Annotated in this window: 40 protein-coding genes; 2 read left to right on the forward strand and 38 right to left on the reverse strand. The window is 68.1% G+C overall.

Translation table 11 applies throughout. The features are described 5' to 3' along the window. Positions 1-125 precede the first annotated feature (125 nt). From rplQ to rpsJ, 31 genes are all read right to left on the reverse strand, one after another. Positions 126-653 carry a 50S ribosomal protein L17 gene (gene rplQ / locus B4K29_RS03855; RefSeq protein ID WP_286966443.1) on the reverse strand — a complete coding sequence of 176 codons (528 nt, stop codon included), beginning with the start codon at positions 651-653 and terminating at the stop codon, positions 126-128. Between the two features lie 81 nt (positions 654-734). Further along, entirely contained in the window at positions 735-1,751 is a 1,017-nt protein-coding gene (locus B4K29_RS03860; RefSeq protein ID WP_286966444.1) for a DNA-directed RNA polymerase subunit alpha, read from the reverse strand. Between the two features lie 181 nt (positions 1,752-1,932). Continuing rightward, a complete protein-coding gene (gene rpsD, locus B4K29_RS03865; RefSeq protein ID WP_019286329.1) occupies positions 1,933-2,538 on the reverse strand; it encodes a 30S ribosomal protein S4 in 606 nt (201 codons plus the stop codon). Between the two features lie 24 nt (positions 2,539-2,562). After that, positions 2,563-2,967, reverse strand: a complete 405-nt coding sequence (gene rpsK, locus B4K29_RS03870) for a 30S ribosomal protein S11 (RefSeq protein WP_019286330.1) — start codon at positions 2,965-2,967, stop codon at positions 2,563-2,565. A 117-nt stretch (positions 2,968-3,084) separates the two neighbouring features. Then, the gene (gene rpsM / locus B4K29_RS03875; RefSeq protein ID WP_037214654.1) at positions 3,085-3,465 is read right to left on the reverse strand and encodes a 30S ribosomal protein S13; all 381 of its coding nucleotides are present in this window, start codon (positions 3,463-3,465) and stop codon (positions 3,085-3,087) included. Positions 3,466-3,721: 256 nt separating this feature from the next. After that, on the reverse strand, positions 3,722-3,835 hold the full coding sequence (gene rpmJ, locus B4K29_RS03880) for a 50S ribosomal protein L36 (RefSeq protein ID WP_019286332.1): 114 nt from the start codon (positions 3,833-3,835) through the stop codon (positions 3,722-3,724). A gap of 96 nt (positions 3,836-3,931) precedes the next feature. Beyond that, entirely contained in the window at positions 3,932-4,153 is a 222-nt protein-coding gene (gene infA, locus B4K29_RS03885; RefSeq protein ID WP_006946284.1) for a translation initiation factor IF-1, read from the reverse strand. A 260-nt stretch (positions 4,154-4,413) separates the two neighbouring features. Beyond that, complete coding sequence (map, locus tag B4K29_RS03890; RefSeq protein ID WP_019286333.1) at positions 4,414-5,274, reverse strand: type I methionyl aminopeptidase; 861 nt, start codon at positions 5,272-5,274, stop codon at positions 4,414-4,416. Between the two features lie 9 nt (positions 5,275-5,283). Further along, positions 5,284-5,847: an adenylate kinase gene (locus B4K29_RS03895; RefSeq protein ID WP_029211839.1), complete on the reverse strand. Its 564-nt coding sequence runs from the start codon at positions 5,845-5,847 to the stop codon at positions 5,284-5,286. Then, positions 5,847-7,160 carry a preprotein translocase subunit SecY gene (secY, locus tag B4K29_RS03900; protein ID WP_286966445.1) on the reverse strand — a complete coding sequence of 438 codons (1,314 nt, stop codon included), beginning with the start codon at positions 7,158-7,160 and terminating at the stop codon, positions 5,847-5,849. The genes B4K29_RS03895 and secY overlap by 1 nt, the downstream gene beginning before the upstream one ends. 148 nt (positions 7,161-7,308) lie before the next feature. Beyond that, positions 7,309-7,803, reverse strand: coding sequence for a 50S ribosomal protein L15 (gene rplO, locus B4K29_RS03905; protein WP_051274125.1), 495 nt, complete (start codon positions 7,801-7,803; stop codon positions 7,309-7,311). Next, positions 7,803-7,985 (reverse strand): 50S ribosomal protein L30, encoded by a 183-nt coding sequence (gene rpmD, locus B4K29_RS03910; RefSeq protein ID WP_019286337.1) that lies wholly within the window; start codon positions 7,983-7,985, stop codon positions 7,803-7,805. The genes rplO and rpmD overlap by 1 nt, the downstream gene beginning before the upstream one ends. After that, a complete protein-coding gene (gene rpsE / locus B4K29_RS03915; protein WP_029211836.1) occupies positions 7,985-8,617 on the reverse strand; it encodes a 30S ribosomal protein S5 in 633 nt (210 codons plus the stop codon). The genes rpmD and rpsE overlap by 1 nt, the downstream gene beginning before the upstream one ends. Positions 8,618-8,657: 40 nt before the next feature. After that, positions 8,658-9,035: a 50S ribosomal protein L18 gene (gene rplR, locus B4K29_RS03920; protein ID WP_019286339.1), complete on the reverse strand. Its 378-nt coding sequence runs from the start codon at positions 9,033-9,035 to the stop codon at positions 8,658-8,660. A 3-nt stretch (positions 9,036-9,038) separates the two neighbouring features. Then, positions 9,039-9,578 (reverse strand): 50S ribosomal protein L6, encoded by a 540-nt coding sequence (gene rplF / locus B4K29_RS03925; RefSeq protein WP_029211835.1) that lies wholly within the window; start codon positions 9,576-9,578, stop codon positions 9,039-9,041. Between the two features lie 24 nt (positions 9,579-9,602). Then, positions 9,603-10,001, reverse strand: coding sequence for a 30S ribosomal protein S8 (gene rpsH / locus B4K29_RS03930; RefSeq protein WP_019286341.1), 399 nt, complete (start codon positions 9,999-10,001; stop codon positions 9,603-9,605). A 120-nt stretch (positions 10,002-10,121) separates the two neighbouring features. After that, positions 10,122-10,307 (reverse strand): type Z 30S ribosomal protein S14, encoded by a 186-nt coding sequence (locus B4K29_RS03935; RefSeq protein WP_019286342.1) that lies wholly within the window; start codon positions 10,305-10,307, stop codon positions 10,122-10,124. A 2-nt stretch (positions 10,308-10,309) separates the two neighbouring features. Further along, a complete protein-coding gene (gene rplE / locus B4K29_RS03940; protein ID WP_029211834.1) occupies positions 10,310-10,879 on the reverse strand; it encodes a 50S ribosomal protein L5 in 570 nt (189 codons plus the stop codon). Between the two features lies 1 nt (position 10,880). Beyond that, on the reverse strand, positions 10,881-11,222 hold the full coding sequence (gene rplX, locus B4K29_RS03945) for a 50S ribosomal protein L24 (RefSeq protein ID WP_286966446.1): 342 nt from the start codon (positions 11,220-11,222) through the stop codon (positions 10,881-10,883). A gap of 3 nt (positions 11,223-11,225) precedes the next feature. Further along, positions 11,226-11,594, reverse strand: a complete 369-nt coding sequence (gene rplN / locus B4K29_RS03950; RefSeq protein ID WP_029211833.1) for a 50S ribosomal protein L14 — start codon at positions 11,592-11,594, stop codon at positions 11,226-11,228. A 120-nt stretch (positions 11,595-11,714) separates the two neighbouring features. Further along, positions 11,715-12,017, reverse strand: coding sequence for a 30S ribosomal protein S17 (gene rpsQ / locus B4K29_RS03955; protein ID WP_286958247.1), 303 nt, complete (start codon positions 12,015-12,017; stop codon positions 11,715-11,717). After that, positions 12,014-12,259, reverse strand: coding sequence for a 50S ribosomal protein L29 (gene rpmC / locus B4K29_RS03960; RefSeq protein WP_019286347.1), 246 nt, complete (start codon positions 12,257-12,259; stop codon positions 12,014-12,016). Before rpmC ends, rpsQ begins: the two co-directional genes overlap by 4 nt. Beyond that, positions 12,259-12,678, reverse strand: coding sequence for a 50S ribosomal protein L16 (gene rplP / locus B4K29_RS03965; RefSeq protein ID WP_019286348.1), 420 nt, complete (start codon positions 12,676-12,678; stop codon positions 12,259-12,261). Before rplP ends, rpmC begins: the two co-directional genes overlap by 1 nt. Further along, positions 12,678-13,508, reverse strand: a complete 831-nt coding sequence (gene rpsC / locus B4K29_RS03970) for a 30S ribosomal protein S3 (protein ID WP_019286349.1) — start codon at positions 13,506-13,508, stop codon at positions 12,678-12,680. The genes rplP and rpsC overlap by 1 nt, the downstream gene beginning before the upstream one ends. Further along, positions 13,508-13,882 carry a 50S ribosomal protein L22 gene (gene rplV / locus B4K29_RS03975; RefSeq protein ID WP_029211831.1) on the reverse strand — a complete coding sequence of 125 codons (375 nt, stop codon included), beginning with the start codon at positions 13,880-13,882 and terminating at the stop codon, positions 13,508-13,510. The genes rpsC and rplV overlap by 1 nt, the downstream gene beginning before the upstream one ends. A gap of 26 nt (positions 13,883-13,908) precedes the next feature. Next, on the reverse strand, positions 13,909-14,190 hold the full coding sequence (rpsS, locus tag B4K29_RS03980) for a 30S ribosomal protein S19 (RefSeq protein ID WP_019286351.1): 282 nt from the start codon (positions 14,188-14,190) through the stop codon (positions 13,909-13,911). 15 nt (positions 14,191-14,205) lie between these two features. Next, on the reverse strand, positions 14,206-15,042 hold the full coding sequence (gene rplB, locus B4K29_RS03985; RefSeq protein ID WP_029211830.1) for a 50S ribosomal protein L2: 837 nt from the start codon (positions 15,040-15,042) through the stop codon (positions 14,206-14,208). 42 nt (positions 15,043-15,084) lie between these two features. After that, on the reverse strand, positions 15,085-15,384 hold the full coding sequence (rplW, locus tag B4K29_RS03990) for a 50S ribosomal protein L23 (RefSeq protein WP_019286353.1): 300 nt from the start codon (positions 15,382-15,384) through the stop codon (positions 15,085-15,087). Further along, complete coding sequence (rplD, locus tag B4K29_RS03995) at positions 15,381-16,040, reverse strand: 50S ribosomal protein L4 (protein ID WP_286966447.1); 660 nt, start codon at positions 16,038-16,040, stop codon at positions 15,381-15,383. The genes rplW and rplD overlap by 4 nt, the downstream gene beginning before the upstream one ends. A gap of 5 nt (positions 16,041-16,045) precedes the next feature. Next, positions 16,046-16,705: a 50S ribosomal protein L3 gene (rplC, locus tag B4K29_RS04000; protein WP_019286355.1), complete on the reverse strand. Its 660-nt coding sequence runs from the start codon at positions 16,703-16,705 to the stop codon at positions 16,046-16,048. Between the two features lie 10 nt (positions 16,706-16,715). Then, entirely contained in the window at positions 16,716-17,024 is a 309-nt protein-coding gene (gene rpsJ / locus B4K29_RS04005; protein ID WP_012867945.1) for a 30S ribosomal protein S10, read from the reverse strand. A 418-nt stretch (positions 17,025-17,442) separates the two neighbouring features. Here rpsJ and B4K29_RS04010 point away from each other — a divergent pair, with 418 nt between their 5' ends. Beyond that, entirely contained in the window at positions 17,443-18,204 is a 762-nt protein-coding gene (locus B4K29_RS04010; RefSeq protein ID WP_169516839.1) for a DUF2785 domain-containing protein, read from the forward strand. Beyond that, positions 18,183-18,875 (forward strand): DUF2599 domain-containing protein, encoded by a 693-nt coding sequence (locus B4K29_RS04015; RefSeq protein ID WP_286966448.1) that lies wholly within the window; start codon positions 18,183-18,185, stop codon positions 18,873-18,875. The genes B4K29_RS04010 and B4K29_RS04015 overlap by 22 nt, the downstream gene beginning before the upstream one ends. 25 nt (positions 18,876-18,900) lie before the next feature. On the opposite strand, the gene B4K29_RS04020 is transcribed toward B4K29_RS04015, so the two are convergent. The 7 genes from B4K29_RS04020 to B4K29_RS04050 form a co-directional block, all read right to left on the reverse strand. Then, entirely contained in the window at positions 18,901-19,713 is an 813-nt protein-coding gene (locus B4K29_RS04020) for an enoyl-CoA hydratase-related protein (protein ID WP_286955233.1), read from the reverse strand. A 132-nt stretch (positions 19,714-19,845) separates the two neighbouring features. Further along, a complete protein-coding gene (gene tuf, locus B4K29_RS04025) occupies positions 19,846-21,039 on the reverse strand; it encodes an elongation factor Tu (RefSeq protein WP_029211823.1) in 1,194 nt (397 codons plus the stop codon). A 135-nt stretch (positions 21,040-21,174) separates the two neighbouring features. Then, entirely contained in the window at positions 21,175-23,277 is a 2,103-nt protein-coding gene (gene fusA, locus B4K29_RS04030; protein WP_029211822.1) for an elongation factor G, read from the reverse strand. A 114-nt stretch (positions 23,278-23,391) separates the two neighbouring features. Further along, the gene (gene rpsG, locus B4K29_RS04035) at positions 23,392-23,862 is read right to left on the reverse strand and encodes a 30S ribosomal protein S7 (RefSeq protein WP_019286361.1); all 471 of its coding nucleotides are present in this window, start codon (positions 23,860-23,862) and stop codon (positions 23,392-23,394) included. Beyond that, positions 23,862-24,236 carry a 30S ribosomal protein S12 gene (gene rpsL, locus B4K29_RS04040; RefSeq protein WP_019286362.1) on the reverse strand — a complete coding sequence of 125 codons (375 nt, stop codon included), beginning with the start codon at positions 24,234-24,236 and terminating at the stop codon, positions 23,862-23,864. The genes rpsG and rpsL overlap by 1 nt, the downstream gene beginning before the upstream one ends. 526 nt (positions 24,237-24,762) lie before the next feature. Beyond that, positions 24,763-25,461 carry an HAAS signaling domain-containing protein gene (locus tag B4K29_RS04045; RefSeq protein WP_286955227.1) on the reverse strand — a complete coding sequence of 233 codons (699 nt, stop codon included), beginning with the start codon at positions 25,459-25,461 and terminating at the stop codon, positions 24,763-24,765. Further along, positions 25,458-25,808 (reverse strand): PadR family transcriptional regulator (locus B4K29_RS04050; RefSeq protein WP_349680237.1); only part of this gene is annotated, 351 nt, incomplete at its 5' end. The genes B4K29_RS04045 and B4K29_RS04050, both read right to left, overlap by 4 nt.

Genomic DNA, 25,808 nt, shown 5'->3' on the forward strand with positions numbered 1-25,808 from the left:
CGGGCGTGCGGCAGACCAGCGAGCCGGGCCGTCCCCCGGACGACCGCACCTCGCGACAGCCGTATGCCGAAGGGCCCGTCGCCCCGGGTGGGGGTGACGGGCCCTGCAGGCGTCAGGCGAAGCGGTCAGGCGTCGCCCTTGGTCTCGGTCTTGCTGTCCGTGGCGGCGTCGGCCGCCTCGGTGGTGGGCTGGTCCTCGACCGGCTCGGCGGTCTCGACCGGGGCGGCCTTGGCGGAGTCCTTGGACGCGCGCTTGGTCGCCGCCTCGGCCTCCTTGACGGTGGCCTTCTTGGCGACGGGCTCGCGGACGAGCTCGATCACGGCCATGGGGGCGTTGTCACCCTTGCGGGCACCGATCTTGGTGATGCGGGTGTAGCCGCCCTGGCGCTCGGCCATGTCGGGCGCGATCTCCACGAACAGACGGTGCACGACACCCTTGTCACGGACGACCGTGAGCACCCGACGACGAGCGTGCAGGTCGCCGCGCTTGGCGAAGGTGATCATGCGCTCGGCCAGGGGGCGCAGGCGCTTGGCCTTGGCCTCGGTGGTCGTGATCTTGTCGTGCTCGAAGAGCGACGTGGCCAGATTGGCCAGCATCAGGCGCTCGTGGGCCGGACCGCCGCCGAGACGAGGACCCTTGGTGGGGGTAGGCATGGTTTCTCCTAGATAGTCCGACCGACCGCAGGGGGCGCCGACCGTGGCGCCGTGAGGTCAGTCCTGCTTTCGGTCAGTAGTTCAGTACTGCTCGTCCTCGAGGGCGATGTCGTCCTCGTAGCTGTCGTACGCCTCGGTGATCGCCGACGGGTCGAACCCGGGCGGGCTGTCCTTGAGCTGCAGGCCCATGCCCACGAGCTTGGCCTTGACCTCGTCGATCGACTTCGCACCGAAGTTGCGGATGTCGAGCAGGTCGGCCTCGCTGCGACCCACGAGCTCGCCCACCGTGTGGATGCCCTCGCGCTTGAGGCAGTTGTAGGACCGGACGGTCAGGTCGAGGTCCTCGATCGGCAGGGCCAGGTCGGCGGCGAGCGCGGCGTCCGTCGGGGACGGGCCCATGTCGATGCCCTCGGCCTCGACGTTGAGCTCGCGGGCGAGCCCGAAGAGCTCCACCAGCGTCTTGCCGGCGGAGGCCATCGCGTCGCGCGGAGCCATGGAGTTCTTGGTCTCGACGTCGACCACCAGGCGGTCGAAGTCCGTGCGCTGCTCGACACGCGTCGCCTCGACCTTGTAGGTCACGGCCAGCACCGGGGAGTAGATGGAGTCGACCGGGATGCGACCGATCTCCTGCTCGCCGGACTTGTTCTGCTGCGACGAGACGTAGCCACGCCCACGCTCGACGGTCAGCTCCATCTCGAGCTTGCCGTTCTCGTTGAGCGTCGCGATGTGCAGGTCGGGGTTGTGCACCTCGACGCCCGCGGGCGGGGTGATGTCGGCGGCGGTGACGGCGCCGGGACCCTGCTTGCGGAGGTACATCACGACCGGCTCGTCGTGCTCCGAGGAGACGACCAGACCCTTGATGTTGAGGATGAACTCCGTCACGTCCTCCTTGACACCGGGGACGGTGGAGAACTCGTGGAGGACGCCGTCGATGCGCAGGCTGGTGACGGCGGCACCCGGGATGCTCGACAGCAGCGTGCGCCGCAGCGAGTTGCCGAGGGTGTAGCCGAAGCCCGGCTCGAGGGGCTCGATGGTGAAGCGGGAACGGGCCTCGGAGAGCATCTCCTCCGAGAGCACCGGACGCTGTGCGATCAGCACGGTTTTCTTCCTTCCCATGGACGCCCGCTATATGACGTCTCATGAATCCCCTGGCGGGGCGGCCGCTCACCTCTGTCCGTGAGCCGGCCGGCCGGTCCGTCCGCGGGACGGACCGTGGTCTCAGACGTATGGCGGCGAGCCGGGCCGCAACCCGGCCCACCGCCATGCGTCGTGATGCCGATTACTTCGAGTAGAGCTCCACGATCAGCTGCTCCTCGACGGGGACGTCGATCTGCTCGCGCACGGGCAGCTGGTGGATCAGGATCCGCAGGGAGCCCGGGACGACCTGCATCCACGCCGGGATCGGCCGGTCGCCGAACGTCTGGCGAGCCAGGTCGAACGGGAACGTGTTGACCGACTTGGGGCGGATGTCGATGATGTCGTACTGCGTCACCTGGTAGGACGGGATGTCCACGCGGACGCCGTTGACCGTGAAGTGGCCGTGGGCGACGAGCTGACGAGCCGCACGACGGGTGCGGGCCAGGCCGGCGCGGTAGACCACGTTGTCCAGGCGGGACTCGAGGATCTGGAGGAGGTTCTCGCCGGTCTTGCCGGGGCGACGCGAGGCCGTCTCGTAGTAGTTGCGGAACTGCTTCTCCAGGACGCCGTACATGTAACGGGCCTTCTGCTTCTCGCGCAGCTGGAGGAGGTACTCCTTCTCCTGCACGCGACCGCGGCCGTGCATGCCGGGCGGGTAGGGGCGGTTCTCGAAGTTCTTGTCGCCACCGACCAGGTCGGTCTTGAGACGACGGGACTTCTTGCTCATGGGTCCGGTGTAACGAGCCATAAGTCAGCTATCTCCTTCCGTGTCTCAGACGCGACGGCGCTTGGGCGGGCGCACGCCGTTGTGGGGGGTGGGCGTGACGTCGCTGATGGCGCCGACCTCGAGGCCGGTGGCGGTCAGCGAGCGGATCGCCGTCTCGCGGCCCGAGCCCGGGCCCTTGACGAAGACGTCGACCTTGCGCATGCCGTGGTCCATCGCCCGACGGGCAGCGGCCTCGGCGGCCATCTGCGCGGCGAACGGGGTGGACTTGCGGGAGCCCTTGAAGCCGACCTGGCCGGCGGACGCCCACGAGATCACCGCTCCGGTCGGGTCGGTGATCGAGACGATCGTGTTGTTGAACGTGCTCTTGATGTGAGCGTGCCCGTGGGCGACGTTCTTCTTCTCCTTGCGGCGGACCTTCTTCGCCGCAGCCTGACGGCCCTTGGGAGGCATGTGGCTGGTTTCTCCTGTAACTCGGTAAGTGAAGACTGTGCGTGAAGTGGACCGACTGATGTGCCGCGCCGCAAGGGTTCCAATCCCCCGGCTGGGCGTCCGGTTCACATCGGTTGGTTACTTCTTTCCGGCCTTCTTCTTGCCGGCGACCGTGCGCTTCGGGCCCTTGCGGGTGCGAGCGTTGGTCTTGGTGCGCTGACCGCGGACGGGCAGGCCACGACGGTGGCGCAGCCCCTCGTAGGACCCGATCTCCACCTTGCGGCGGATGTCGGACGCGATCTCGCGACGGAGGTCACCCTCGATCTGGTAGCTCTCCTCGAGGTGGTCGCGGAGCTTGACCAGCTCCTCCTCGGTGAGGTCCTTGACACGCGTGTCCGGGTTGACGCCCGTGGCCGCGATGGTCTGCTCGGCGCGGGTGCGACCCACGCCGAAGATGTACGTCAGTGCGACCTCGACGCGCTTGTCGCGCGGCAGGTCGACTCCAACGAGACGAGCCATGTGGTTCATTCTCCTGGTGCGAACGGAGGTCTGGCGCAGCACCGTTCCGACATACCTCGCCGTCGTCGCTCGGCACCCTCTAGGTCGGGCGCCTCGCTCGGACGAGGTCTCGGTCCCCGGCCTCCGTGCCGGGGGTGACGTCCAGGACTCGACGGGTCGAGGCCTGAGGCCGGGTGCTGCTGGCAATGCTTCGTGCGCGTTCGGCGGAAGCCTGCGCGTGCGGGTCGGCCCGGCGGATGCCGCGCTGACCGGTGGATCAGCCCTGACGCTGCTTGTGGCGAGCGTTCTCGCAGATCACCATGACCCGGCCGTTGCGGCGGATCACCTTGCACTTGTCGCAGATCTTCTTGACGCTCGGCTGAACCTTCATCTGCCTACTGTCTTCAGATCGGGCCCGGGGCACGGACGTGCACCGGGCAGGGGTGGATCGGGTGGTGCCTACCGACCACCGGACCGGACGAGCCGGTCAGCGGTAGCGGAAGACGATGCGCCCTCGGGTCAGGTCATACGGGCTGAGCTCAACGACGACCCGGTCCTCGGGGAGGATGCGGATGTAGTGCTGACGCATCTTGCCGGAGATGTGAGCGAGCACCTTGTGACCGTTGGTGAGCTCCACCCGGAACATCGCGTTCGGGAGAGCCTCCACGATCGTGCCCTCGATCTCGATGACACCGTCCTTCTTGGCCATGTCCTCCACATTCCGTCGGGGCGTGCGCCGCCTGCCGGGAGCAGGACGGAGAACGCCGTGGCACTGTCTGATCGGGTACTACCGGCGCACGTGGTGACGAGACCTGGACCTGCCATGACCAGCCGCCGGGACAGGTGGGTCTGAGTGCTCGTGAGCCGACGCACCAGCCTACGCCATACCCCCGCACGCAGGGAAATCGGTGCAGGCGCGCTGAATGGGGGCGCTGGATGGGGGCACTGGATGGGGGTGCCTGCGGGGCATCAGGGCTGGTCGAGCGGGCCGTATGCCGCGCCGGCCGCCCTCAGGCGCTCGGCTCCCCCGTCGACCTCCGTGAGGACCCACAGACCCGCGTCGGTGACCGCCACGGAGTTCTCCCAGTGGCTCGCGGCCGACCCGTCGTCGGTGACGACCGTCCACTCGTCGGCGAGCACGTGGTTGTCCGCCGACCCCAGGGTGATCATGGGCTCGATCGCCAGGGTCACCCCGCTGCGCACCGCCGGCCCCCGGTCGCGGACCCGGTAGTTGTAGACCTGCGGGTCCATGTGCATCGCCGTGCCGATCCCGTGCCCGACGTAGTCCTCGACGATCCCGTAGTCGACCCCGTCGCGCTGCCCGGCGGCCTCGATGGAGTCCTCCACCGCGGCCCCCACGTCGTGCAGGCGGCCACCGACGCGCAGGGCGGCGATGCCGGCCCACAGGGAGGCCTCGGTGGCGTCGGACAGGGCGAGCTCGGCGGGCCTGGCCGCCTCGCGCCCCCCCACGAAGAACGTGCGGGCCGCGTCGCCGTGCCACTGGGTGCCGTCCTCGACGACGTAGCAGCCGCAGTCGACCGACACGAGGTCACCGTCGCGCAGCACGCGGTCCCCGGGGATGCCGTGGACGATCTGCTCGCCGACGGAGACGCACAGGGTGTGGCGGTAGCCCGGCACCTCGGCGAAGTTGGGGAACATGCCGTGGTCGCGAATGAAGGTCTCGGCCAGCTCGTCGAGACGACCGGTGGTCATGCCGTCCCGCAGCTCCTCGGAGAGCATCTGCAGGGTGCGGCCGACGACCAGCCCGGCGCGACGCATCGCGCGGATCTGGTCGGCGGTCTTGGTCTGGATCCTGGAACGTCCGAACACGTGGGCGGCTCAGCCCCGCACGGTCTGCAGGAGCCGCGCGGTCACGTCGTCGACGTCGCCCATGCCGTCGACCTCGCGGATCAGGCCGCGCTCGCGGTAGAGATCGATGAGGGGCTGCGTCTCGCGGGTGTAGATCGCCATGCGCTCGCGGATGACCTCCTCGGTGTCGTCCACGCGCCCCTCGACCTCGGCCCGCTTGAGCAGTCGCTGCACCACGGCGTCGGTGTCGACCGTGAGGACGAGCACCGCGTCCAGAGCGCGGCCCATGCGGTCCAGCATCCCGTCGAGTGCCTCGACCTGCCCCACGGTTCGCGGGTAGCCGTCGAGCAGGAAGCCCGGCTCGCAGTCCGGCTCGGAGAGCCGGTCGGCCACGATCGCGTCCGTGATCTCGTCGGGGACGTAGCCGCCGCCGGCGATGATCTCCTTGACCTTGAGACCGAGCTCGGTCTCGTTCTTGATGTTGGCGCGGAAGATGTCGCCCGTCGAGATCGCGGGGATCCCGAGGTCCGCGACGAGTCGTGCGGCCTGGGTGCCCTTGCCGGCACCGGGCGGACCCATGATGATCAGCTGCATTAGCGCAGGAACCCTTCGTAGTGGCGTTGCTGGAGCTGGGACTCGATCTGCTTCACCGTCTCCAGGCCCACACCCACCATGATCAGCAGGGAGGCGCCGCCGAACGGGAAGTCGCTCTGCACGTTCATCGTCGTGAACGCGATGACGGGGATCAGCGACAGCAGCCCGAGGTAGAGCGCGCCCACCGACGTCAGCCTGGTCAGGATGTAGTCGAGGTACTGCGCGGTGGGACGGCCGGCTCTGATGCCGGGGATGAAGCCGCCGTACTTCTTCATGTTGTCGGCGACCTCCTCCGGGTTGAAGGTGATCGACACGTAGAAGAACGTGAAGAACACGATCAGCGTGAAGAAGATCAGGGAGTACCACGGCCCGCTACCCATCCCGAGGTGGGTCTGGATCCACTCGGCCCAGGCGGGCGGGTTGGCGTTGTTGCGCTGGAAGGTCGCCACCATGGTGGGCAGCTGCAGCAGCGACGACGCGAAGATGATCGGGATGACATTGGCCATGTTGATCTTCATCGGGATGTAGGTGCTGGTGCCGCCGTACACCTGGCGGCCGACCATGCGCTTGGCGTACTGCACGGGCACGCGACGCTGGCACTGCTCGACGAAGACGACGATGGCGACGATGACCAGGCCGACGAGCATCACGAGGAAGAAGCGTCCCAGCTGGCGGCCGTTCGCCGCGACCGAGCCCCACAGGGTGCCGGGGAAGCTGGAGACGATGGAGGTGAAGATCAGCAGCGACATGCCGTTGCCGACGCCGCGGTCGGTGATGAGCTCGCCCATCCACATGACCAGGCCCGTGCCGGCGGTCATGGTGACGACCATGATCAGCAAGGCCGGCAGCGACTCGTCGGGCATGATCGAGGTGCACTGGCCGCCGAACAGCTGGTCGGGGTTGCGGGCGTAGGTCACGTACGTGGCGGACTGCAGGATCGCCAGCCCGATCGTGAGGTAGCGCGTGTACTGCGTCAGCTTGGTCTGCCCCGACTGGCCCTCCTGCTTGAGGGCCTCGAACCGCGGGATGACCACGGTCAGCAGCTGCACGATGATGCTCGCGGTGATGTAGGGCATGATGCCCAGCGCGAAGATCGACAGCTGCAGCAGGGCGCCGCCGCTGAACAGGTTGAGGATGCCGAGGGCGCCGGTGTTGGTCTCGGCACCCTGCAGGCAGGCCTGGACGTCCGTGTAGCTGACACCGGGCGCGGGCACGATCGACCCGACGCGGAACAGCGCCATCACGAACAGGGTGAACAAGATCTTCTTGCGAAGGTCCGGCGTCTTGAACGCACGGGTAAAGGCCGACAGCACAGGTCCTCCTCGGCGACCACGACAACTTACGCAGGGTAGCATCCGCACCCCTGGTGCCCCGCACGCCCAAGGCCCCGGAAGCGACGCTTCCGGGGCCTTGGTGCGGGTGATGTCGGGCGGGAACGGCGGTGCCGGCCTCCCCCGGCGATCAGGCCTGGGTGGTGGAACCGCCCGCGGCCTCGATCTTGTCCTTGGCAGAGCCGGAGAACTTGTCAGCGGTCACGTTGACCTTGACGGTGATCTCGCCCTGGCCGAGCACCTTGACGAGCGAGCCCTTGCGGACCGCGCCCTTCTCCACGAGACCCTCCACGGTGACGTCGCCACCCTCGGGGTACAGCGCCGAGATCTTGTCGAGGTTCACGACCTGGTACTCGGTCTTGAACGGGTTCTTGAAGCCGCGCAGCTTGGGCAGACGCATGTGCAGCGGCGTCTGACCACCCTCGAAGCCCTCGGGCACCTGGTAACGGGCCTTCGTGCCCTTGGTGCCACGACCGGCCGTCTTGCCCTTGGAGCCCTCACCGCGACCCACGCGGGTCTTGGGGGTCTTGGCGCCGGGGGCGGGACGAAGGTGGTGAACCTTCAGGGCGTGCGTGGTGCCGTCGGCAGGGAGCTCCTGCTCGCCGGACTTCTTGGCGGTAGCCATCAGTCAACCTCCTCGACGGTCACGAGGTGCGCCACGGTGCGGACCATGCCCCGGATCTCCGGGCGGTCCTCCTTGACGACGACGTCACCGATGCGCTTGAGACCGAGCGTGCGCAGGGTCTCGCGCTGGTTCTGCTTGCAGCCGACGTGGCCGCGGGTCTGGGTCACCTTGAGTCGAGACATCAGGCACCAGCCCCAGCGGCACGGGCGCGCAGCAGAGCGGCGGGTGCGACGTCCTCGAGGGACTTGCCGCGGCGGGCGGCAACGGCCTCGGGGCGCTCGAGACCCTTGAGGGCCTCGACCGTCGCGTGGACGATGTTGATCGAGTTGTCCGAGCCGAGCGACTTGGACAGCACGTCGTGGATGCCGGCGCACTCGAGCACGGCGCGCACCGGACCACCGGCGATGACACCGGTACCGGGAGCCGCCGGACGCAGGAGCACGACGCCCGCGGCCTTCTCACCCTGGACGGGGTGCGGGATGGTGCCCTGGATGCGGGGGACGCGGAAGAACGCCTTCTTGGCCTCCTCGACGCCCTTCGCGATCGCGGCGGGCACCTCCTTGGCCTTGCCGTAGCCCACGCCCACGGTGCCGTCACCGTCGCCCACCACGACGAGCGCGGTGAAGCTGAAGCGGCGGCCACCCTTGACGACCTTGGCGACGCGGTTGATGGTCACCACGCGCTCGATGTACTGGCTCTTCTCGGCGGAGTCGCGACGGTCGTTGCGCTCGCGACGGTCACGGCGGTCGTTGGTGCGCTCGCCACCGTTCTGGCCGGTGCCGGCGCCGGTTCCGCGGCGCTGAGGTCCTGGCATCAGATGTTCCTCTTTCCTGAAACGTACGTCTGGTGAGCGGTCACAGGTCCAGACCACCCTCGCGGGCGCCGTCGGCGATCGCGGCGATGCGGCCGTGGTACTGGTTGCCGCCACGGTCGAACACGACCGCGGACACCCCGGCCGCCTTGGCGCGCTCGGCCACGAGCTCGCCGACGCGCTTGGCCTTGGCCGTCTTGTCGCCCTCGAAGGAGCGCAGGTCGGCCTCCATCGTGGACGCGCTCGCCAGGGTCTTGCCGACGGAGTCGTCGACGACCTGGACGAACATGTGGCGCGCGGACCGGTTGACCACGAGACGAGGACGCGTCGTGGTGCCGGCGATGCGCTTGCGCAGACGCAGGTGGCGGCGGCCGCGAGCGGCGCTCTTGCCCTTGCCGCGCTTGACGATGAGTCGTGCCATGGCTTACTTACCAGCCTTTCCGACCTTGCGGCGGATCTGCTCGCCCGCGTAGCGGACGCCCTTGCCCTTGTAGGGGTCGGGCTTGCGGAGCTTGCGGATGTTGGCAGCGACCTCGCCGACGAGCTGCTTGTCGATGCCCTTGACCGAGAACTTCGTCGGGGCCTCGACCTGGAAGGTGATGCCCTCCGGCGGCTCGACGACGATCGGGTGCGAGTAGCCGAGGGCGAACTCGAGGTTGCTGCCCCGGGCCATCACGCGGTAACCGGTGCCGAAGATCTCGAGCTTCTTCTCGTAGCCGTTGGTCACGCCCTCGACCATGTTGGCGATGAGCGAACGGGTCAGGCCGTGCAGGGCACGGGACTGGCGCTCGTCGTTGGGACGCTTGACCTCGATCGTGCCGTCCTCGGTCTTCTCGACCGTGATCGGCTCGGCCACGACGTGGCTCAGCTCGGCGTTGTTCTTCTTGACGGTGACGGTCTGACCGTCGATGTTGACCTCCACACCCATAGGCACGGAGACCGGGAGTCGTCCAATTCGGGACATGAGATTCTCCTTTCGCGCCGTGGGTTACCAGACGTAGGCGAGGACTTCCCCACCTACGCCCTTCTGGGCAGCCTGCTTGTCGGTCAGGAGGCCGGTCGACGTGGAGATGATCGCCACGCCGAGGCCGCCGAGGACCTTGGGCAGGTTGGTGGACTTCGCGTAGACGCGCAGACCGGGCTTGGACACCCGGCGCACGCCTGCGATGGACCGCTCGCGGTTGGGGCCGTACTTGAGGTTGATGGTCAGCGTCTGACCCACCTCGGCCTCTTCGATCTTCGAGCCGGCGATGTAGCCCTCGGCCTCGAGGATGTCCGCGATGTTCTTCTTCAGCTTCGAGAACGGCATGGAGACGACGTCGTGGTGCGCCGAGTTGGCGTTCCGGACGCGGGTCAGCATGTCCGCAATCGGGTCAGTCATGGTCATTGGGCTGCTTGCCCTTCCTCACCGCGGTTTCAGTGACGGGGCCTGGCGCCGAGGAATCTCGGTGCCCGGCCGTCGTGCCGACCTGCGATGTAGAGCGGAGTGGAAATTCGAGGTTTGGGTTTACCAGCTGCTCTTGGTGACGCCGGGGAGCTCTCCCGCGTGCGCCATCTCGCGCAGGCAGATCCGGCACAGGCCGAACTTGCGGTACACCGAGTGCGGACGGCCGCAGCGCTGGCAACGCGTGTAGGCGCGCACCTTGAACTTCGGCTTGGCGTTCGCCTTGTTGATCAGAGCGGTCTTGGCCACGGTCAGTTCTCCTTGAACGGGAAGCCGAGCTGCTTGAGCAGGGCGCGCCCCTCGTCGTCGTTCGTGGCGGTGGTGACGATGGTGATGTCCATGCCGCGAACCCGGTCGATCTTGTCCTGGTCGATCTCGTGGAACATCGACTGCTCGTTGAGACCGAAGGTGTAGTTGCCGCGACCGTCGAACTGCTTGCCGGAGAGACCCCGGAAGTCGCGGATGCGCGGGAGGGCGACCGACAGCAGACGGTCGAGGAACTCCCACATGCGGTCACCGCGGAGGGTGACGTGCGCGCCGATCGGCATGCCCTCGCGCAGCTTGAACTGAGCGATCGACTTGCGAGCCTTGGTCACGGTGGGCTTCTGACCGGTGATGGCGGTCAGGTCGCGCACCGCGCCCTCGATCAGCTTCGAGTCGCGAGCGGCCTCGCCGACACCCATGTTCACGATGACCTTGACGACACCGGGAACCTGCATGACGTTGGCGAAGGAGAACTCCTCCCGCAGGGCGGGCTTGATCTCCGCGGCGTAGCGCGCCTTGAGGCGAGGCTGCGTCTTCTCAGAGGTGGTAGCAGTCATGTCACAGGTCCTTGCCCGAGCGGACGGACACGCGCGTGCGGACGGTCTTGGACCGACCGTCACGCTCGACGGTCTCGACGCGCGTCTTGGTACGGGTCGGCTTCTTGGTCTCCGGGTCGACGACCTGCACGTTGGACACGTGGATCGGCGCCTCGGTGTGGACGATGCCACCGGTGCGGTTGGCACCCTGGCCGGCCTTGGTGTGCTTGGTCACCCGGTTGACGCCCTCGACCAGGACGCGCCCGGTCTCGGTGCTCACCGAGATGACCTTGCCCGTCTTGCCCTTGTCGGGGCCGGTGATGACCTGGACCAGGTCACCCTTCTTGATCTTCATCTTCGCCATGGGTTACAGCACCTCCGGCGCCAGAGAGATGATCTTCATGAACTTCTTGTCACGCAGCTCGCGGCCCACCGGGCCGAAGATGCGCGTGCCACGCGGGTCACCGTCGTTCTTGAGGATGACGGCCGCGTTCTCGTCGAACTTGATGTAGGAACCGTCGATACGACGACGCTCCTTGGTCGTGCGGACGATGACGGCCTTGACCACGTCGCCCTTCTTCACGTTGCCACCGGGGATCGCGTCCTTGACGGTGGCGACGATGACGTCGCCGATGCCGGCATACCGACGACCCGAACCGCCGAGCACGCGGATGCAAAGGATCTCCTTGGCACCGGTGTTGTCGGCGACGCGCAGTCGCGACTCCTGCTGGATCACTGTCGAACTCCTGTCGTCGAGCTGGTTCTCACCGGATCCCTCCGGTTGAGCCTGGCCGAACTGTTGGTCGGGCTGGCCTCAGGTGATCCTGGGGCCGATGCTTGCGGGTGAGCGGCCGAACTACTTGGCGCGCTCGAGGATCTCGACCACGCGCCACCGCTTGGAGGCGGACAGCGGACGGGTCTCCATGATCAGGACACGGTCGCCGATGCCCGCCGAGTTCTCCTCGTCGTGCGCCTTGACCTTGCTGCTGCGCCGCAGGACCTTGCCGTAGAGCGCGTGCTTGACGCGGTCCTCGACCTCGACCACGACGGTCTTGTCCATCTTGTCGCTCACCACGTAGCCCTGACGGGTCTTGCGGTCGTTGCGCTCGAGGGTGGTCTCGCTCACGGTGATGGCAGCTTCCTTCTGGTTGTCGCTCATGCCTGGCCACCCTTCGCGGGGGCGGCGCCGATGCCGAGCTCGCGCTCGCGCATCTCGGTGTAGATGCGAGCGATGTCCTTGCGGACAGCGCGCAGACGGCCGTGGTTCTCCAGCTGGCCCGTGGCCGACTGGAAGCGGAGGTTGAACAGCTCCTCCTTGGCCTTCTTCAGCTCGTCGACCAGACGGTCGTCGCCGAGGCCACGCAGCTGCTCGGAGGTCAGGTCCTTGGATCCGACTGCCATCAGATGTCACCACCTTCACGCGCCACGAAACGGCACTTCATCGGGAGCTTGTGCATCGCGAGGCGCATGGCCTCACGGGCGACGGGCTCCGGGACGCCGGCCAGCTCGAACATCACGCGGCCGGGCTTGACGTTGGCGACCCACCACTCGGGCGAGCCCTTTCCGGAACCCATGCGGGTCTCGGCGGGCTTCTTGGTCAGCGGGCGGTCCGGGTAGATGTTGATCCAGACCTTTCCACCACGCTTCATGTAACGCGTCATGGCGATACGAGCGGACTCGATCTGACGGTTGGTGACGTAGGCCGGCTCGAGCGCCTGGATCCCGTAGTCACCGAACGCGACCGTGGTGCCGCCCTTGGCTGCGCCGCTGCGACCGGGGTGGTGCTGCTTGCGGTGCTTCACACGACGGGGAATCAGCATCAGGACTCAGCTCCCTGCTCCGCAGGCTGGGCCTGCGCGGTGTCGGACGCAGCGCCGGCCTCGGCCGGGGCGGCGTCGCGGTTGCTGTCACGACGGGGGCCACGGCCACCACGGCCGGGGCGGTCGGCGCCGTCGCGGCGCGGGCCGCGGGACGGACGCGGGGCGGCGGCCTGCTGGGCAGCCAGCTCCTTGGCCGTCACGTCGCCCTTGTAGATCCACACCTTGACGCCGATGCGACCGAACGTCGTACGAGCCTCGTAGAAGCCGTAGTCGATGTTGGCGCGCAGCGTGTGCAGCGGGACACGGCCCTCGCGGTAGAACTCCGAGCGGGACATCTCGGCGCCGCCGAGACGTCCGGCGCACATGACCCGGATGCCCTGGGCGCCGGCGCGCTGGGCGGACTGCATGCCCTTGCGCATGGCGCGACGGAACGAGACGCGGGCCGAGAGCTGCTCGGCGATGCCCTGGGCGACCAGCTGGGCGTCGACCTCGGGGTTCTTGACCTCGAGGATGTTCAGCTGGACCTGCTTGCCCGTGAGCTTCTCGAGCTCGCCGCGGATGCGGTCGGCCTCGGCGCCACGGCGACCGATGACGATGCCTGGGCGCGCCGTGTGGATGTCCACGCGGACGCGGTCACGGGTGCGCTCGATCTCCACGCGGGAGATGCCGGCGCGCTCCATGCCGTTGGACAGGAGACGACGGATGGCGACGTCTTCCTTCACGTAGTCGCGGTACCGCTGACCGGCCTTGGTGCTGTCGGCGAACCACCGGCTGCGGTGGTCGGTGGTGATACCGAGGCGGAAACCGTGCGGGTTGACCTTCTGACCCATTAGCGGGTGCCTCCCTTGCTAGCGGCCTCCGGCTGGGCCACGAAGACGGTGATGTGGCTCGTGCGCTTGCGGATGCGGAAGGCGCGACCCTGGGCCCGCGGCTGGAACCGCTTCATGGTCTGGCCCTCGTCCACGTACGCCTTGGTGATGACGAGGTTGCGCTCGTCGAAGGCCTGCGAGGCCTGGTCGGCCTTGACGCGGGCGTTGGCGATGGCGCTCTGGAGAACCTTGAGCACCGGGTCGCTCGCCGACTGCGGGGCGAACTGCAGCGTGGCGATAGCCTCGCCGGCCTGCTTGCCGCGGATCAGGTCGACGACGCGGCGAGCCTTCATGGGCGTGACGCGCACGTGGCGCGCAACGGCCTTGGCTTCCATCTGGAATTCCTTGTCGTTGTTGGCCATCAGCGACGACGCCCCTTCTTGTCGTCCTTCTCGTGACCCTTGAAGGTACGGGTGGGGGCGAACTCGCCGAGCTTGTGGCCGACCATCGACTCGGTGACGAACACCGGGACGTGCTTGCGGCCGTCGTGGACGGCGAGGGTGTGACCGAGCATGTCCGGCGAGACCACCGAACGGCGCGACCAGGTCTTGATGACGTTCTTGGTGCCGGCTTCGTTCTGGGCGTCCACCTTCTTCTGAAGGTGGTCGTCGATGAAGGGGCCCTTCTTCAGGCTACGAGGCATGTCCAAAGGCTCCTATCAGCGCTTCTTGCCAGTACGACGACGACGGACGATGAGCTTGTCGCTCGGCTTGCCCGGCTTACGGGTGCGACCCTCGGGCTGGCCCCAGGGGCTCACCGGGTGGCGACCACCGGAGGTCTTGCCCTCACCACCACCGTGCGGGTGGTCGATCGGGTTCATGGCGACACCACGGACGGTCGGGCGCTTGCCCTTCCACCGCATGCGGCCGGCCTTGCCCCAGTTGATGTTGCTCTGCTCGGCGTTGCCCACCTCGCCGACCGTGGCGCGGCAGCGCAGGTCGACGTTGCGGATCTCGCCGGACGGCATACGCAGCTGGGCGTAGGGGCCGTCCTTGGCGACGAGCTGCACGCGAGCACCGGCCGAGCGGGCGATCTTGGCCCCGCCACCGGGCTTCAGCTCGATGGCGTGGATGACCGTACCCACGGGGATGTTCTTGAGCGGCAGCGCGTTGCCGGGCTTGATGTCGGCGCCCGGGCCGTTCTCGACCATGTCGCCCTGGGACAGGCGGTTCGGGGCGAGGATGTAGCGCTTCTCGCCGTCCGCGTAGTGCAGCAGCGCGATGCGGGCGGTGCGGTTGGGGTCGTACTCGATGTGAGCGACCTTGGCGGGCACGCCGTCCTTGTCGTGACGACGGAAGTCGATCACGCGGTAGGCGCGCTTGTGGCCACCGCCGATGTGGCGGGTGGTGATGCGGCCGCTCGAGTTGCGTCCACCGCTCTTGGGCAGCGGGCGCACCAGCGACTTCTCAGGTGTGCTGCGCGTGACCTCTACGAAGTCCGCGACGCTCGAGCCACGACGACCCGGCGTCGTGGGCTTGTACTTACGGATAGCCATGTCTGATCCCTCAGTGTCCTAGTCGATCCTCGGTCGCCGGCGTCAGACGCCAGCGCCTCCGAAGATGTCGATCGACCCTTCCTTGAGGGTGACGATCGCGCGCTTCGTGTCCTTGCGCTTGCCGAGGCCGAACCGCGTGCGGCGGGTCTTGCCCGGGCGGTTGAGCGTGTGCACGGAGTCCACCTTGACCTTGAAGATCTGCTCGATGGCGATCTTGATCTCGGTCTTGTTGGCCCGGGGGTCCACCACGAAGGTGTACTTGCCCTGGTCCATCAGTCCGTACGACTTCTCGGAGACGACCGGCGCGAGCAGGATGTCGCGGGGGTCCTTGATGGTGCTCACTTGGTGTCCTCCTCAGCCTTGGCGTCCGCCGGGGTGCCCTTGGCCAGGAAGGCCTCGAGAGCGCCCTGGGTGAAGACCACGTCGTCCGCGCAGAGCACGTCGTACGTGTTGAGCTGGTCGGCGACCAGGATGTGCACGTTGGCGATGTTGCGGACGGACGCCATGCCCAGCGTGTCCTCGCGCTCGATGACGACGAGCAGGTTCTTGCGCTCGCTGATGCCACCGAGGACGTTCGCGGCCACCTTGGTGGACGGCGCGTCACCCTCGACGAGGGAGGACAGGACGTGGACGCGACCGTGACGAGCGCGGTCCGAGAGGGCGCCACGCAGGGCGGCGGCCTTCATCTTCTTGGGGGTGCGCTGCGAGTAGTCACGCGGCACGGGCCCGTGGACGACGCCACCGCCGGCGAACTGCGGCGCACGCGTCGAACCCTGACGGGCACGACCGGTGCCCTTCTGGCGGTACGGCTTGGCGCCACCGCCGCGCACCTCGGCGCGCGTCTTGGCCTTGTGCGTGCCCTGACGAGCGGCGGCGAGCTGGGCCACCACGACCTGGTGGATCAGCGGGATGTTGGTCTGGACGTCGAAGACCTCGGCCGGCAGCTCGACGGAGCCGGCCTTGGCGCCCTTGGCGTCCAGGATGTCGATGGTCGTCATGTGGATCAGGCCCCCTTGGCGGCCGTGCGCACGAGGACCACGCCACCGCGGGGACCGGGGACGGCACCCTTGATGATCAGCAGGCCCTTGTCGGCGTCCACGGCGTGGATCGTGAGGTTCTGGGTGGTCTGGCGCACGCCGCCCATGCGGCCGGCCATGCGCATGCCCTTGAAGACGCGACCCGGGGTGGAGCAGCCACCGATCGAGCCCGGCTTGCGGTGGTTGCGGTGCGCACCGTGGGAGGACGAGACGCCCTTGAACCCGTGGCGCTTCATGACGCCCGCGAATCCCTTGCCCTTGGTGGTGCCCGTGACGTCGACGTCCGAGCCGACCTCGAAGGCCTCCGCCGTGATCTCCTGGCCGACGGAGTAGTCCGCGGAGTCGGAGGTGCGGAGCTCGACCAGGTGGCGGCGCGGCGACACACCGGCCTTCTCGAAGTGGCCGGTCATGGGCTTGTTGACCTTGCGCGGGTCGATCGCGCCGAAGGCGATCTGGACGGCCTGGTAGCCGTCCTTCTCGGTGTCGCGGACCTGCGTGACGACGCAGGGGCCCGCCTTGATGACCGTGACGGGGATGAGGCGGTTGTCCGCGTCCCAGACCTGGGTCATGCCGAGCTTCTCGCCAAGGACGCCCTTGACGTTGCGCTCGATAGCAGCGTTAGTCATGTCGGGTTCCTCAGAGCTTGATCTCGATGTTGACGTCCGCCGGCAGGTCGAGACGCATCAGCGAGTCGACGGCCTTGGGCGTCGGGTCGATGATGTCGATGAGACGCTTGTGCGTCCGCATCTCGAAGTGCTCGCGGCTGTCCTTGTACTTGTGGGGCGAACGGATGACGCAGAACACGTTCTTCTCCGTCGGGAGGGGCACGGGGCCCACCACCGTCGCGCCCGCACGGGTCACGGTGTCCACGATCTTGCGCGCCGAGCTGTCGATGACCTCGTGGTCGTACGACTTAAGCCGGATGCGGATCTTCTGTCCCGCCATCGCTTCGTTGACTCTCTCTCGTCTGTCCTGCTGGTCTGTGGCCGATCCAGTCGTCCTCCGGCCCCCGCGGTCGGGCGTGTCGCACCCGCTTCGCGGCACGAGCGCACGCAGGATCTGCGGGCTAACCCGTGATGGGGCCGGTCCGTCTGGGCCGGGGCTCGAGCTCCCCCGCAGGGAAGTCACAGGCCATCAGCCAGTCCGAGGACCGTCCGGTGGTGCTAGTAACCTCTCGCGAGGGACGGTGGCGCCGACATGTCCGTGAGGACAGGCGTCGACCACGCGTCAAGCAACCTGTCTAGTCTGACAGATCGACGAGCAGGATCCAAATCCTGGGACGCCCGGCGGAGCGGGTCCCAGCACCGGCGCCAGCCGACACGCCGTCACCGTCCTCTCTCGTCCGTCTGGGAGCATGGGGGCCATGCCCGGAACCGACCCCGCTTCGTCCTCCTCGGCGCTGCGCCCAGCGCCGGCGACGGCCCTCACCGGGCTGACGGCCCGTGACGCCACCGCGCGGGAGCAGGCGGTCGCCGATCTGCTGCGCGAGGCCGGAGCGATGGGACGCAAGGAGCGCCAGGCGCTCGGCAACCAGCTCGTGGAGCTGTTGCAGGCCCCCGACGCCCACACCCGGTCCTTCGCGGCGGTGCCGCTGGCCTACCTCGCTCACGCGCACGCCTGGCGGCGGGCGTGGACCGAGCCCTTCCTGACCTGGTGGGCGGAGGAGCCGGACCAGCGTGGGTACGACGCCCAGCTCGGCTGGGTGCACGCCGTGGCGCACGGCGCCGACGTGGTGGGGGTGCTCGGCGAGACGGGGACCGTGCCGGCGGCGCAGCTGCTCGCCGCGGTGTCCCGCAGGCTTCTCCACCCGGCGGCCACCGTGTGGCGCGACCAGGAGGAGGACCGTCTGGCGCTGGCGATCGCGCAGGTGCTGCTGCAGGACGACCTGACCGAGAAGGTCGCGACCCGGTGGATCAAGGAGCTGACGCCCAGGGTGGGCGACCCCACCGTGCCGATACCGGCGCACACCATCAACACCTGTCGCACGCTGCGCAGCCTCTACGTCCTCGTGGACGGCCGGGTCCCCGCCGAGCGTCCTCGCTCCGTCAAGCACGCGGGACGGGTGCAGCAGCACATCAGGTCCCTGCTCGAGGCCGTCGAGCCGTGGCTCGCACCGCAGGGCTGACGCGAGCCGTCGCCCTGGCGGCAGCCCTCTCGATCGGGGGGTGCCAGGGCGGTCAGCAGCCAGCAGGTCCGGTCGGGTCCGCGCCGGCGACCCTGGCGTCCCCCTCGACCGGGGGCCGGGCACCCGCCGGCCCGGGCCTGGTCTCGAGCAGCGGGGACTCCCCCGCCGCGACCTGTCGCCACGCCGTGCCGTCCGCTGCGCGCCTCACGCCCGGGCAGGACCTCGTCGAGGGCCTGTCAGGCACCTGGGTCGTGATCGCCGACGGCGACATGGTGTCCGGGTGGCAGGTCACCCCGGAGGGCGCTCGGCTCTCGGTCCAGGACGGTCGTGCCTGCTCCGACCGGGCAGGCACCCGCGTGGTGCGCACGACCTGCACCCTCGTGGACCGGGCGCGCTGGGTGCGACGGGGCACCGTGCGGTCGCTGCAGGTGACGCCGTCATGGGTGGCGCGCTCGTGGCCGGGCGCCACGGAGGCCCTCGTCACCCGGCTGCGCTCCGCCTACCCGGAGATGACGCGCCCGGGGATGGCTGACCAGCTGCGCTGCCACATGGCCTTCGCCGCGAGCAAGGAGCGGTGGAACCTCGAGCCGGGCAGGCCCGACGTCGGCTATCCGGCGACCGTCGCGGCGGGCTGCAACCCGGGCGACCTCGTCGACCCCGACGGACGCTGAGTCCGTCGCCCGGTCGACATCCCCCTCATCGTCCGGGGAAGGCCGGCTTCTCCTTGGCCACGAAGGCCCGCACGCCCTCGACCTTGTCCTCGGTCTCGAAGGCCCGGCGGAAGGCCTGGGCCTCACGATCCAGACCCTCCGGCACCGGGAGCGGAGCCACCTCGGACATCAGTGCCTTGCAGGCGGCGACCGCCACAGGGCTCTTTGTCGCCAGCTCGGCGACGGTGGCCTTGGCGCCCTCGAGCAGGGCGGCCGGGTCGGCATACACGCGATTGACCAGGCCGATGCGCAGGGCCTCGTCGGCCTTGACCATGCGCCCCGTGAAGATCAGCTCGCGAGCCATGGCCGCACCGACGCGCCGCGCCATACGGACCGATCCCCCGAAGCCTGGCACGAGGCCGAGGCTGACCTCAGGCTGGCCGAACCTGGCGTTCTCGGAGGCATAGATCCAGTCGCAGGCCATGGCGAGCTCGCACCCACCACCGAGGGCGAAGCCGTTGACGGCGGCGATGACCGGCAGCGGCAGTGCCTCGAGCCGCTCGGTGACTCCCTGCATCCGGCGCGAGTAGGCCTCCCCCTCGTCCGGGCTCATGCTCTGCATCTCGACGATGTCCGCCCCCGCCACGAAGGCCTTGTCCCCCGCCCCCGTGACGATGATGCCCTTGACGGGCCAGCGGCCGGCGGAGCCCACCTGGGACTCGACCGCCACGGTGAGGGCCTCCAGGTCGGCGATGACCTGTCCGGCCAGGGCGTTCATCGCCGACGGGCGGTTGACGGTGACGACGAGCGCGTCGCCGTCCTGCTCGACCAGCAGGGTCTCGAAGGTGCCGAGGTCCATGGGACTTCCTCCAGTGGTGGGGTGCGCGGGATGCCGGTGCCCAGCCTGCCGCATGGTGGCGGGTATGACGAAGGCGGGGCCCGGACATGATGTCCGGACCCCGCCTCGAGATCGCTCCCGCAGGAGCTCAGATCACTTCAGGATCTTGGTGACCTGACCCGCACCGACGGTGCGGCCACCCTCACGGATGTTGAACTTCAGGCCCTCCTCCATGGCGATGGGCTGGATGAGGTCGACCTTCATCTCAGTGTTGTCGCCGGGCATGATCATCTCGGTGCCCTCGGGGAGGTGGACGACGCCCGTCACGTCAGTGGTACGGAAGTAGAACTGGGGACGGTAGTTGTCGTAGAACGGCGTGTGACGGCCACCCTCGTCCTTGGACAGGATGTAGACGCTGGCCTCGAACTCGGTGTGCGGGGTGATCGAGCCGGGCTTGCAGACGACCTGCCCGCGCTCGACGTCCTCGCGCTTGGTGCCGCGGAGCAGCAGACCGACGTTCTCGCCCGCACGACCCTCGTCGAGGAGCTTGCGGAACATCTCGATGCCGGTGACCGTGGTCTTCTGCGTGCGCTCCTGGATGCCGACGATCTCGACCTCCTCGTTGACCTTGAGGATGCCGCGCTCGATACGACCGGTGACGACGGTGCCACGACCGGTGATCGTGAAGACGTCCTCGATCGGCATCATGAACGGCTTGTCGGTGTCGCGAGCGGGCTCCGGGATGTACTCGTCCACGGTGTTCATGAGCTCGAGCACGGACTTGCCCCACTCGGGGTCGCCCTCGAGCGCCTTGAGCGCGGAGATGCGCACGACCGGCAGGTCGTCGCCCGGGAACTCGTACTCGGACAGGAGCTCACGGACCTCCATCTCGACGAGCTCGAGGATCTCCTCGTCGTCGACCATGTCGGTCTTGTTGAGCGCCACGACGATGTAGGGGACGCCGACCTGGCGGGCCAGGAGGACGTGCTCCTTCGTCTGCGGCATGGGGCCGTCGGTGGCGGCGACGACCAGGATCGCACCGTCCATCTGAGCAGCACCGGTGATCATGTTCTTGACGTAGTCGGCGTGACCCGGGCAGTCGACGTGCGCGTAGTGACGACCCTCGGTCTGGTACTCGATGTGAGCGATCGAGATCGTGATGCCGCGCTGACGCTCCTCGGGAGCCTTGTCGATGTCCTCGAACGCGAACTGGGGGTTCAGGTCCGGGTACGCGTCGTGCAGAACCTTCGAGATCGCAGCCGTCAGCGTCGTCTTACCGTGGTCGATGTGACCAATGGTGCCGATGTTGACGTGCGGCTTGGTCCGCTCGAACTTAGCCTTCGCCACTGGGGGTCCTCCTCAGGACTTCTTTGGTGTTACGCCGTACGACCAAGCAGGACGTGGCGTCGTCTGTCAGGGATGGTGCTTGTTTGAGACGCAATCCGGAAGTCTAGCGGGCAAGCCGCCAGACCTCCGAATCGGTTACTCGCCTCGGGTCTTCTTGATGATCTCCTCCGCGACGTTCTTGGGAACCTCGGCGTAGGAATCGAACTGCATCGTGTAGTTGGCGCGACCCTGGGTCTTGGAACGCAGGTCGCCAACGTAACCGAACATCTCGGACAGCGGGACGAGAGCGCGAACGATCTTGGCGCCGCTGATGTCCTCCATGGCCTGGATCTGGCCACGGCGGGAGTTGAGGTCACCGATCACGTCGCCCATGTAGTCCTCGGGCGTACGCACCTCGACGGCCATCATGGGCTCGAGCAGGGCCGGGTCGGCCTTGCGGGAAGCCTCCTTGAACGCCATCGAGCCGGCGATCTTGAACGCCATCTCCGAGGAGTCGACGTCGTGGTAGGCACCGTCGAGCAGGGTGGCCTTGACGCCCACCATCGGGTAGCCGGCGAGGACGCCCTGGTTCATGGCCTCCTCGATGCCGGCGCCGACCGACGGGATGTACTCGCGCGGGACGCGGCCACCGGTGACCTTGTTCTCGAACTCGTACATCTTGCCCTCGGACGTGTCCATGGGCGCGAAGGTCAGCTGGACCTTGGCGTACTGGCCCGAACCACCCGTCTGCTTCTTGTGGGTGTAGTCGTACTTCTCGACGGCGCGACGGATGGTCTCGCGGTAGGCGACCTGCGGCTTGCCGACGTTGGCCTCGACCTTGAACTCACGACGCATGCGGTCGACGAGGATGTCGAGGTGGAGCTCGCCCATGCCCTTGATGATGGTCTGGCCGGTCTCCTCGTCGAGCTCGACGCGGAAGGTCGGGTCCTCCTCGGCGAGCTTCTGGATGGCCGTGGAGAGCTTCTCCTGGTCACCCTTGGTCTTGGGCTCGATGGCCACGTTGATGACCGGCTCGGGGAAGGTCATGGACTCCAGCAGGACCGGCTGGTCCTGGGCCGCCAGGGTGTCGCCCGTCGTCGTGTCCTTGAGACCGATCATCGCGTAGATGTGGCCCGCGGTCGCGTGGTCGACGGGGTTCTCCTTGTTGGCGTGCATCTGGAAGAGCTTGCCGACGCGCTCCTTCTTGCCCTTGGTCGCGTTGAGCATCATGTCGCCCTGCTTGACCTCGCCGGAGTAGACGCGGACGTAGGTGAGGCGGCCGAAGAACGGGTGCGACACGACCTTGAAGGCCAGCGCCGAGAAGGGCTCCGAAGCGTCGGAGTGACGCTCGATGATCTTCTCCTCGTCCTTGGGGTCGTGGGCCTGGATGGCCGGCACGTCCAGCGGCGAGGGGAGGTAGTCGACGATCGCGTCGAGCAGGGGCTGCACGCCCTTGTTCTTGAACGCGGTGCCGCACAGGACGGGGTTGACCTCGCCCGCGAGGGTGATCTTGCGGACGGCCGCCTTGATCTCCTCGGGCGTCAGCTCCTCGCCACCGAGATACTTCTCCAGCAGCTCCTCGTCGGACTCGGCGACGCGCTCGACGAGCTTGCTGCGCCACTCCTCGGCCTTGTCGGCGAGCTCGGCCGGGATCTCCTCGATCTCGTAGTCCTGACCGATCTTGACGTCGCCGTGCCACACGAGCGCGCGGTTGTAGACGAGGTCGATGACACCGACGAAGTCGCTCTCGGAGCCGATCGGGATCTGCAGGACCAGCGGCTCCGCGCCGAGGCGGTCCACGATGGTCTGCACGGTGTAGTAGAAGTCCGCGCCGAGCTTGTCCATCTTGTTGACGAAGCACATGCGTGGGACCTGGTACTTGTCGGCCTGGCGCCACACGGTCTCGGACTGCGGCTCGACACCCTCCTTGCCGTCGAACACCGCGACCGCACCGTCGAGGACGCGCAGCGAGCGCTCCACCTCGACCGTGAAGTCGACGTGCCCGGGGGTGTCGATGATGTTGATCTGGTGGCCCTCCCAGAAGCACGTCGTCGCGGCGGACGTGATGGTGATGCCGCGCTCCTGCTCCTGCTCCATCCAGTCCATCGTCGCCGAGCCGTCGTGCGTCTCACCGATCTTGTAGTTGATGCCGGTGTAGAACAGGATCCGCTCGGTCGCCGTCGTCTTGCCGGCATCGATGTGGGCCATGATGCCGATGTTGCGGACCTTCTTCAGGTCCGTCAGGACGTCGAGTGCCACGTCTGTTTTCTCATCTCTTCGAGTCGGTGATGAAGCAGGCCGGGTGGCTCCGCGATCGGGAGGCCCGGTGGTGCCGGCGACCCAGGTGGTGCCCGGGTCGCCGGCGTGCAGGTCTTACCAGCGGTAGTGCGCGAAGGCCTTGTTGGACTCGGCCATCTTGTGGGTGTCCTCGCGACGCTTGACAGCGGCGCCGAGGCCGTTGCTGGCGTCGAGGATCTCGTTCATCAGACGCTCGGTCATGGTCTTCTCGCGACGCTGGCGCGAGTAGCCCACGAGCCAGCGCAGGGCCAGCGTGGTGGAACGGCCGGGCTTGACCTCGACCGGGACCTGGTAGGTCGCGCCACCGACACGGCGGCTCTTGACCTCGAGGGCCGGCTTGACGTTGTCCAGGGCGCGCTTGAGGATCAGCACGGGGTCCGAGCCGGTCTTGTCGCGGCAGCCCTCGAGGGCGCCGTAGACGATGTTCTCGGCGATGGACTTCTTGCCGTCCAGCAGGATCTTGTTGACCAGCTGGGTCACGAGCGGCGAGCCGTAGACCGGGTCGACGACGAGGGGGCGCTTCGGAGCGGGGCCCTTACGAGGCATTACTTCTTCTCCTTCTTGGCGCCGTAGCGGCTGCGAGCCTGCTTGCGGTTCTTGACACCCTGGGTGTCGAGCGAGCCGCGGATGATCTTGTAGCGGACGCCGGGAAGGTCCTTCACACGGCCACCACGCACGAGCACGATCGAGTGCTCCTGCAGGTTGTGACCGACACCCGGGATGTAGGCCGTGACCTCGATGCCCGAGGTCAGCTTCACGCGAGCGACCTTGCGCAGCGCGGAGTTCGGCTTCTTAGGGGTGGTGGTGTACACGCGGGTGCAGACGCCGCGGCGCTGCGGGCTGCCCTTGAGGGCAGGGGTCTTGCTCTTGTCGACCTTGTCCTGCCGCCCCTTGCGGACGAGCTGGTTGATGGTTGGCACGTAGTCTCCGTACGTATCTGATGGTCAGCCCCACCGGTCTCCCGGCCGGACTCCTTGTCATGCCGCTCGCCGTGACCCGAGGTCGGGCGTGTCGAGCGGTGCCCCTCCCCGCACTCCCCCGACCAGAGGTCGTGGGCGCCAGGCAGAGGGTGTGTGGTCATCCCCCGAGCCGCCCCGGGGGCCATCAGCCCCCGTGGCCCGCTCGGTGGAGAGGGCACGCAGTGTCCGTGTCAAGCACGACACAGTGGACAAGATTACCGCGATATCACGGAGCGCTCCAAATCACCGACCACCGCTCCCCACCCGGCCCCCGCTCACGCCTCGCTCGCCCACGAGATCGTGAGCGTTTCGTCCAGGATTCTTGGACGAAGCGCTCACGATCGCTGGGGCACGACGAGGTGGGGGCACGACGAGGTGGGGGCACGACGAGGTGGGGGGATGCGAGGGTGGCGACGAGGTGGAGGGGCGTCAGCAGCCGACGAGCGGGGGCCGTAAGGCGGAGCGCCCATGGCGGACGTGGTAGAGGTCAGCGGCGCCGGGCCCGCAGGACGATGGCCGCCAGGACCGCCACCAGCAGGACCAGACCCCCGACGAGGAGCAGCTCGGGCAGGCTCACGGCCATCGGCGACGAGCCGCTGCTGCTCGTGCACTGCTCCACGCCGTCCAACAACGTGCAGTGCTGGCTCGCCGTCGTCTGGAAGACCGCGAAGCCGCTCACCACGACGACGCACAGCCCCGCGAGCATGAGCACCCCGGCCGCGACCACCCACGCCCCCAGGGTGGACGCGCCGGCGCGGCGGCGATAGGACCGAACCGCCCACCAGGTCAGGCCCGCCACCGCCAGCGACAGCAGGATGGGCACGACGAGCCCTTCAGCCCCCACATAGGCAGCGCCGCCGGCGGCGACGACGAACGAGGCCAGGACGAGGACGAAGGCGTACGGCGCGAACAGCGCGGCCAGCAGGAGGATCACCACCTCCCAGCCCGGGATGCCGTCGCCGGGGCGCGAGGCGTTCCCGTCGAGGCGGGCGGGCCCCTCGGCATACTGCGCGGCGTAGACCCGGGGAGGCCCGAAGGCATCCACCGGCCGCTCCCCCGTGTAGGTGACGTGCGACTCCACCTCGGCGACGATCTGCTCACGCTCCTGCGGAGCCACGCCCGCCCGGTCCAGAGCTTCGCGCAGCTCGGTGACATAGCTGCGCAGCTCGAGATGGTCGACCATCATCGGGACCTCCCTGCCCCTGGGGAGAGGATCGTGGTGATCCGCTCCGCGAACCGTGACCATCCGTGGGCCCCCGACTCGAGCGTCCGTCTGCCCGCATCGGTGACCGCGAAGTACGTGCGGGCCGGCCCCGACTCCCCCGCCCGCCAGGTGGAGGTGACGAGACCGTCCTTCTCCAGGCGGTTGAGGAGCGGATAGATCGTGCCGCCCTTGAGGTCCGGCAGGCCGGCCTCGTCGAGCGCCTGGAGCAGGACATAGCCGTAGGCCTCGCCCTCGCGCGCCAGCACCGCCAGCACGGCGAGGGGCGGGGCGGACAGGCTGGGACGGGGACGCAGCGGCGCGGGCCGCCT

Source organism: Arsenicicoccus sp. UBA6765 (genome assembly GCF_002453335.1).
Lineage (GTDB): Bacteria > Actinomycetota > Actinomycetes > Actinomycetales > Dermatophilaceae > Arsenicicoccus > Arsenicicoccus bolidensis.

Coding starts and splice junctions, on each gene's coding strand:
- rpmD (WP_019286337.1), bottom strand. CDS start 7,985: ATGTCTCGACTCAAGGTGACCCAGACCCGCGGCCACGTCGGCTGCAAG.
- rpsJ (WP_012867945.1), bottom strand. CDS start 17,024: ATGGCGGGACAGAAGATCCGCATCCGGCTTAAGTCGTACGACCACGAG.
- rplE (WP_029211834.1), bottom strand. CDS start 10,879: ATGACTGCTACCACCTCTGAGAAGACGCAGCCTCGCCTCAAGGCGCGC.
- rpsG (WP_019286361.1), bottom strand. CDS start 23,862: ATGCCTCGTAAGGGCCCCGCTCCGAAGCGCCCCCTCGTCGTCGACCCG.
- rpsK (WP_019286330.1), bottom strand. CDS start 2,967: ATGCCTCCCAAGGGCCGTCAGGCTGCGGCGAAGAAGGTCCGCCGCAAG.
- rpsM (WP_037214654.1), bottom strand. CDS start 3,465: ATGGCTCGTCTCGTTGGAGTCGACCTGCCGCGCGACAAGCGCGTCGAG.
- rpsQ (WP_286958247.1), bottom strand. CDS start 12,017: ATGAGCGACAACCAGAAGGAAGCTGCCATCACCGTGAGCGAGACCACC.
- rpsC (WP_019286349.1), bottom strand. CDS start 13,508: ATGGGTCAGAAGGTCAACCCGCACGGTTTCCGCCTCGGTATCACCACC.
- rplC (WP_019286355.1), bottom strand. CDS start 16,705: ATGACTAACGCTGCTATCGAGCGCAACGTCAAGGGCGTCCTTGGCGAG.
- rpmJ (WP_019286332.1), bottom strand. CDS start 3,835: ATGAAGGTTCAGCCGAGCGTCAAGAAGATCTGCGACAAGTGCAAGGTG.
- rpsS (WP_019286351.1), bottom strand. CDS start 14,190: ATGCCTCGTAGCCTGAAGAAGGGCCCCTTCATCGACGACCACCTTCAG.
- rplO (WP_051274125.1), bottom strand. CDS start 7,803: ATGGCTACCGCCAAGAAGTCCGGCGAGCAGGAGCTCCCTGCCGACGGC.
- B4K29_RS04010 (WP_169516839.1), top strand. CDS start 17,443: ATGCCCGGAACCGACCCCGCTTCGTCCTCCTCGGCGCTGCGCCCAGCG.
- rpsH (WP_019286341.1), bottom strand. CDS start 10,001: ATGACCATGACTGACCCGATTGCGGACATGCTGACCCGCGTCCGGAAC.
- rpsE (WP_029211836.1), bottom strand. CDS start 8,617: ATGCCAGGACCTCAGCGCCGCGGAACCGGCGCCGGCACCGGCCAGAAC.
- rpsD (WP_019286329.1), bottom strand. CDS start 2,538: ATGGCTCGTTACACCGGACCCATGAGCAAGAAGTCCCGTCGTCTCAAG.
- rplX (WP_286966446.1), bottom strand. CDS start 11,222: ATGGCGAAGATGAAGATCAAGAAGGGTGACCTGGTCCAGGTCATCACC.
- rplD (WP_286966447.1), bottom strand. CDS start 16,040: ATGACGACCATCGACATCCTGGACGCCAAGGGCGCCAAGGCCGGCTCC.
- rplB (WP_029211830.1), bottom strand. CDS start 15,042: ATGGCTATCCGTAAGTACAAGCCCACGACGCCGGGTCGTCGTGGCTCG.
- rplV (WP_029211831.1), bottom strand. CDS start 13,882: ATGGAAGCCAAGGCCGTTGCGCGCCACGTGCGCGTCACGCCCATGAAG.
- infA (WP_006946284.1), bottom strand. CDS start 4,153: ATGGCCAAGAAGGACGGTGTCATCGAGATCGAGGGCACGATCGTGGAG.
- B4K29_RS03895 (WP_029211839.1), bottom strand. CDS start 5,847: ATGCAGCTGATCATCATGGGTCCGCCCGGTGCCGGCAAGGGCACCCAG.
- rplF (WP_029211835.1), bottom strand. CDS start 9,578: ATGTCCCGAATTGGACGACTCCCGGTCTCCGTGCCTATGGGTGTGGAG.
- rplP (WP_019286348.1), bottom strand. CDS start 12,678: ATGCTGATTCCCCGTCGTGTGAAGCACCGCAAGCAGCACCACCCCGGT.
- B4K29_RS04020 (WP_286955233.1), bottom strand. CDS start 19,713: ATGGACCTCGGCACCTTCGAGACCCTGCTGGTCGAGCAGGACGGCGAC.
- rplQ (WP_286966443.1), bottom strand. CDS start 653: ATGCCTACCCCCACCAAGGGTCCTCGTCTCGGCGGCGGTCCGGCCCAC.
- B4K29_RS04045 (WP_286955227.1), bottom strand. CDS start 25,461: ATGATGGTCGACCATCTCGAGCTGCGCAGCTATGTCACCGAGCTGCGC.
- rpmC (WP_019286347.1), bottom strand. CDS start 12,259: ATGGCAGTCGGATCCAAGGACCTGACCTCCGAGCAGCTGCGTGGCCTC.
- rplR (WP_019286339.1), bottom strand. CDS start 9,035: ATGGCACGACTCATCGTCAAGCGCGGCAAGGGCAAGAGCGCCGCTCGC.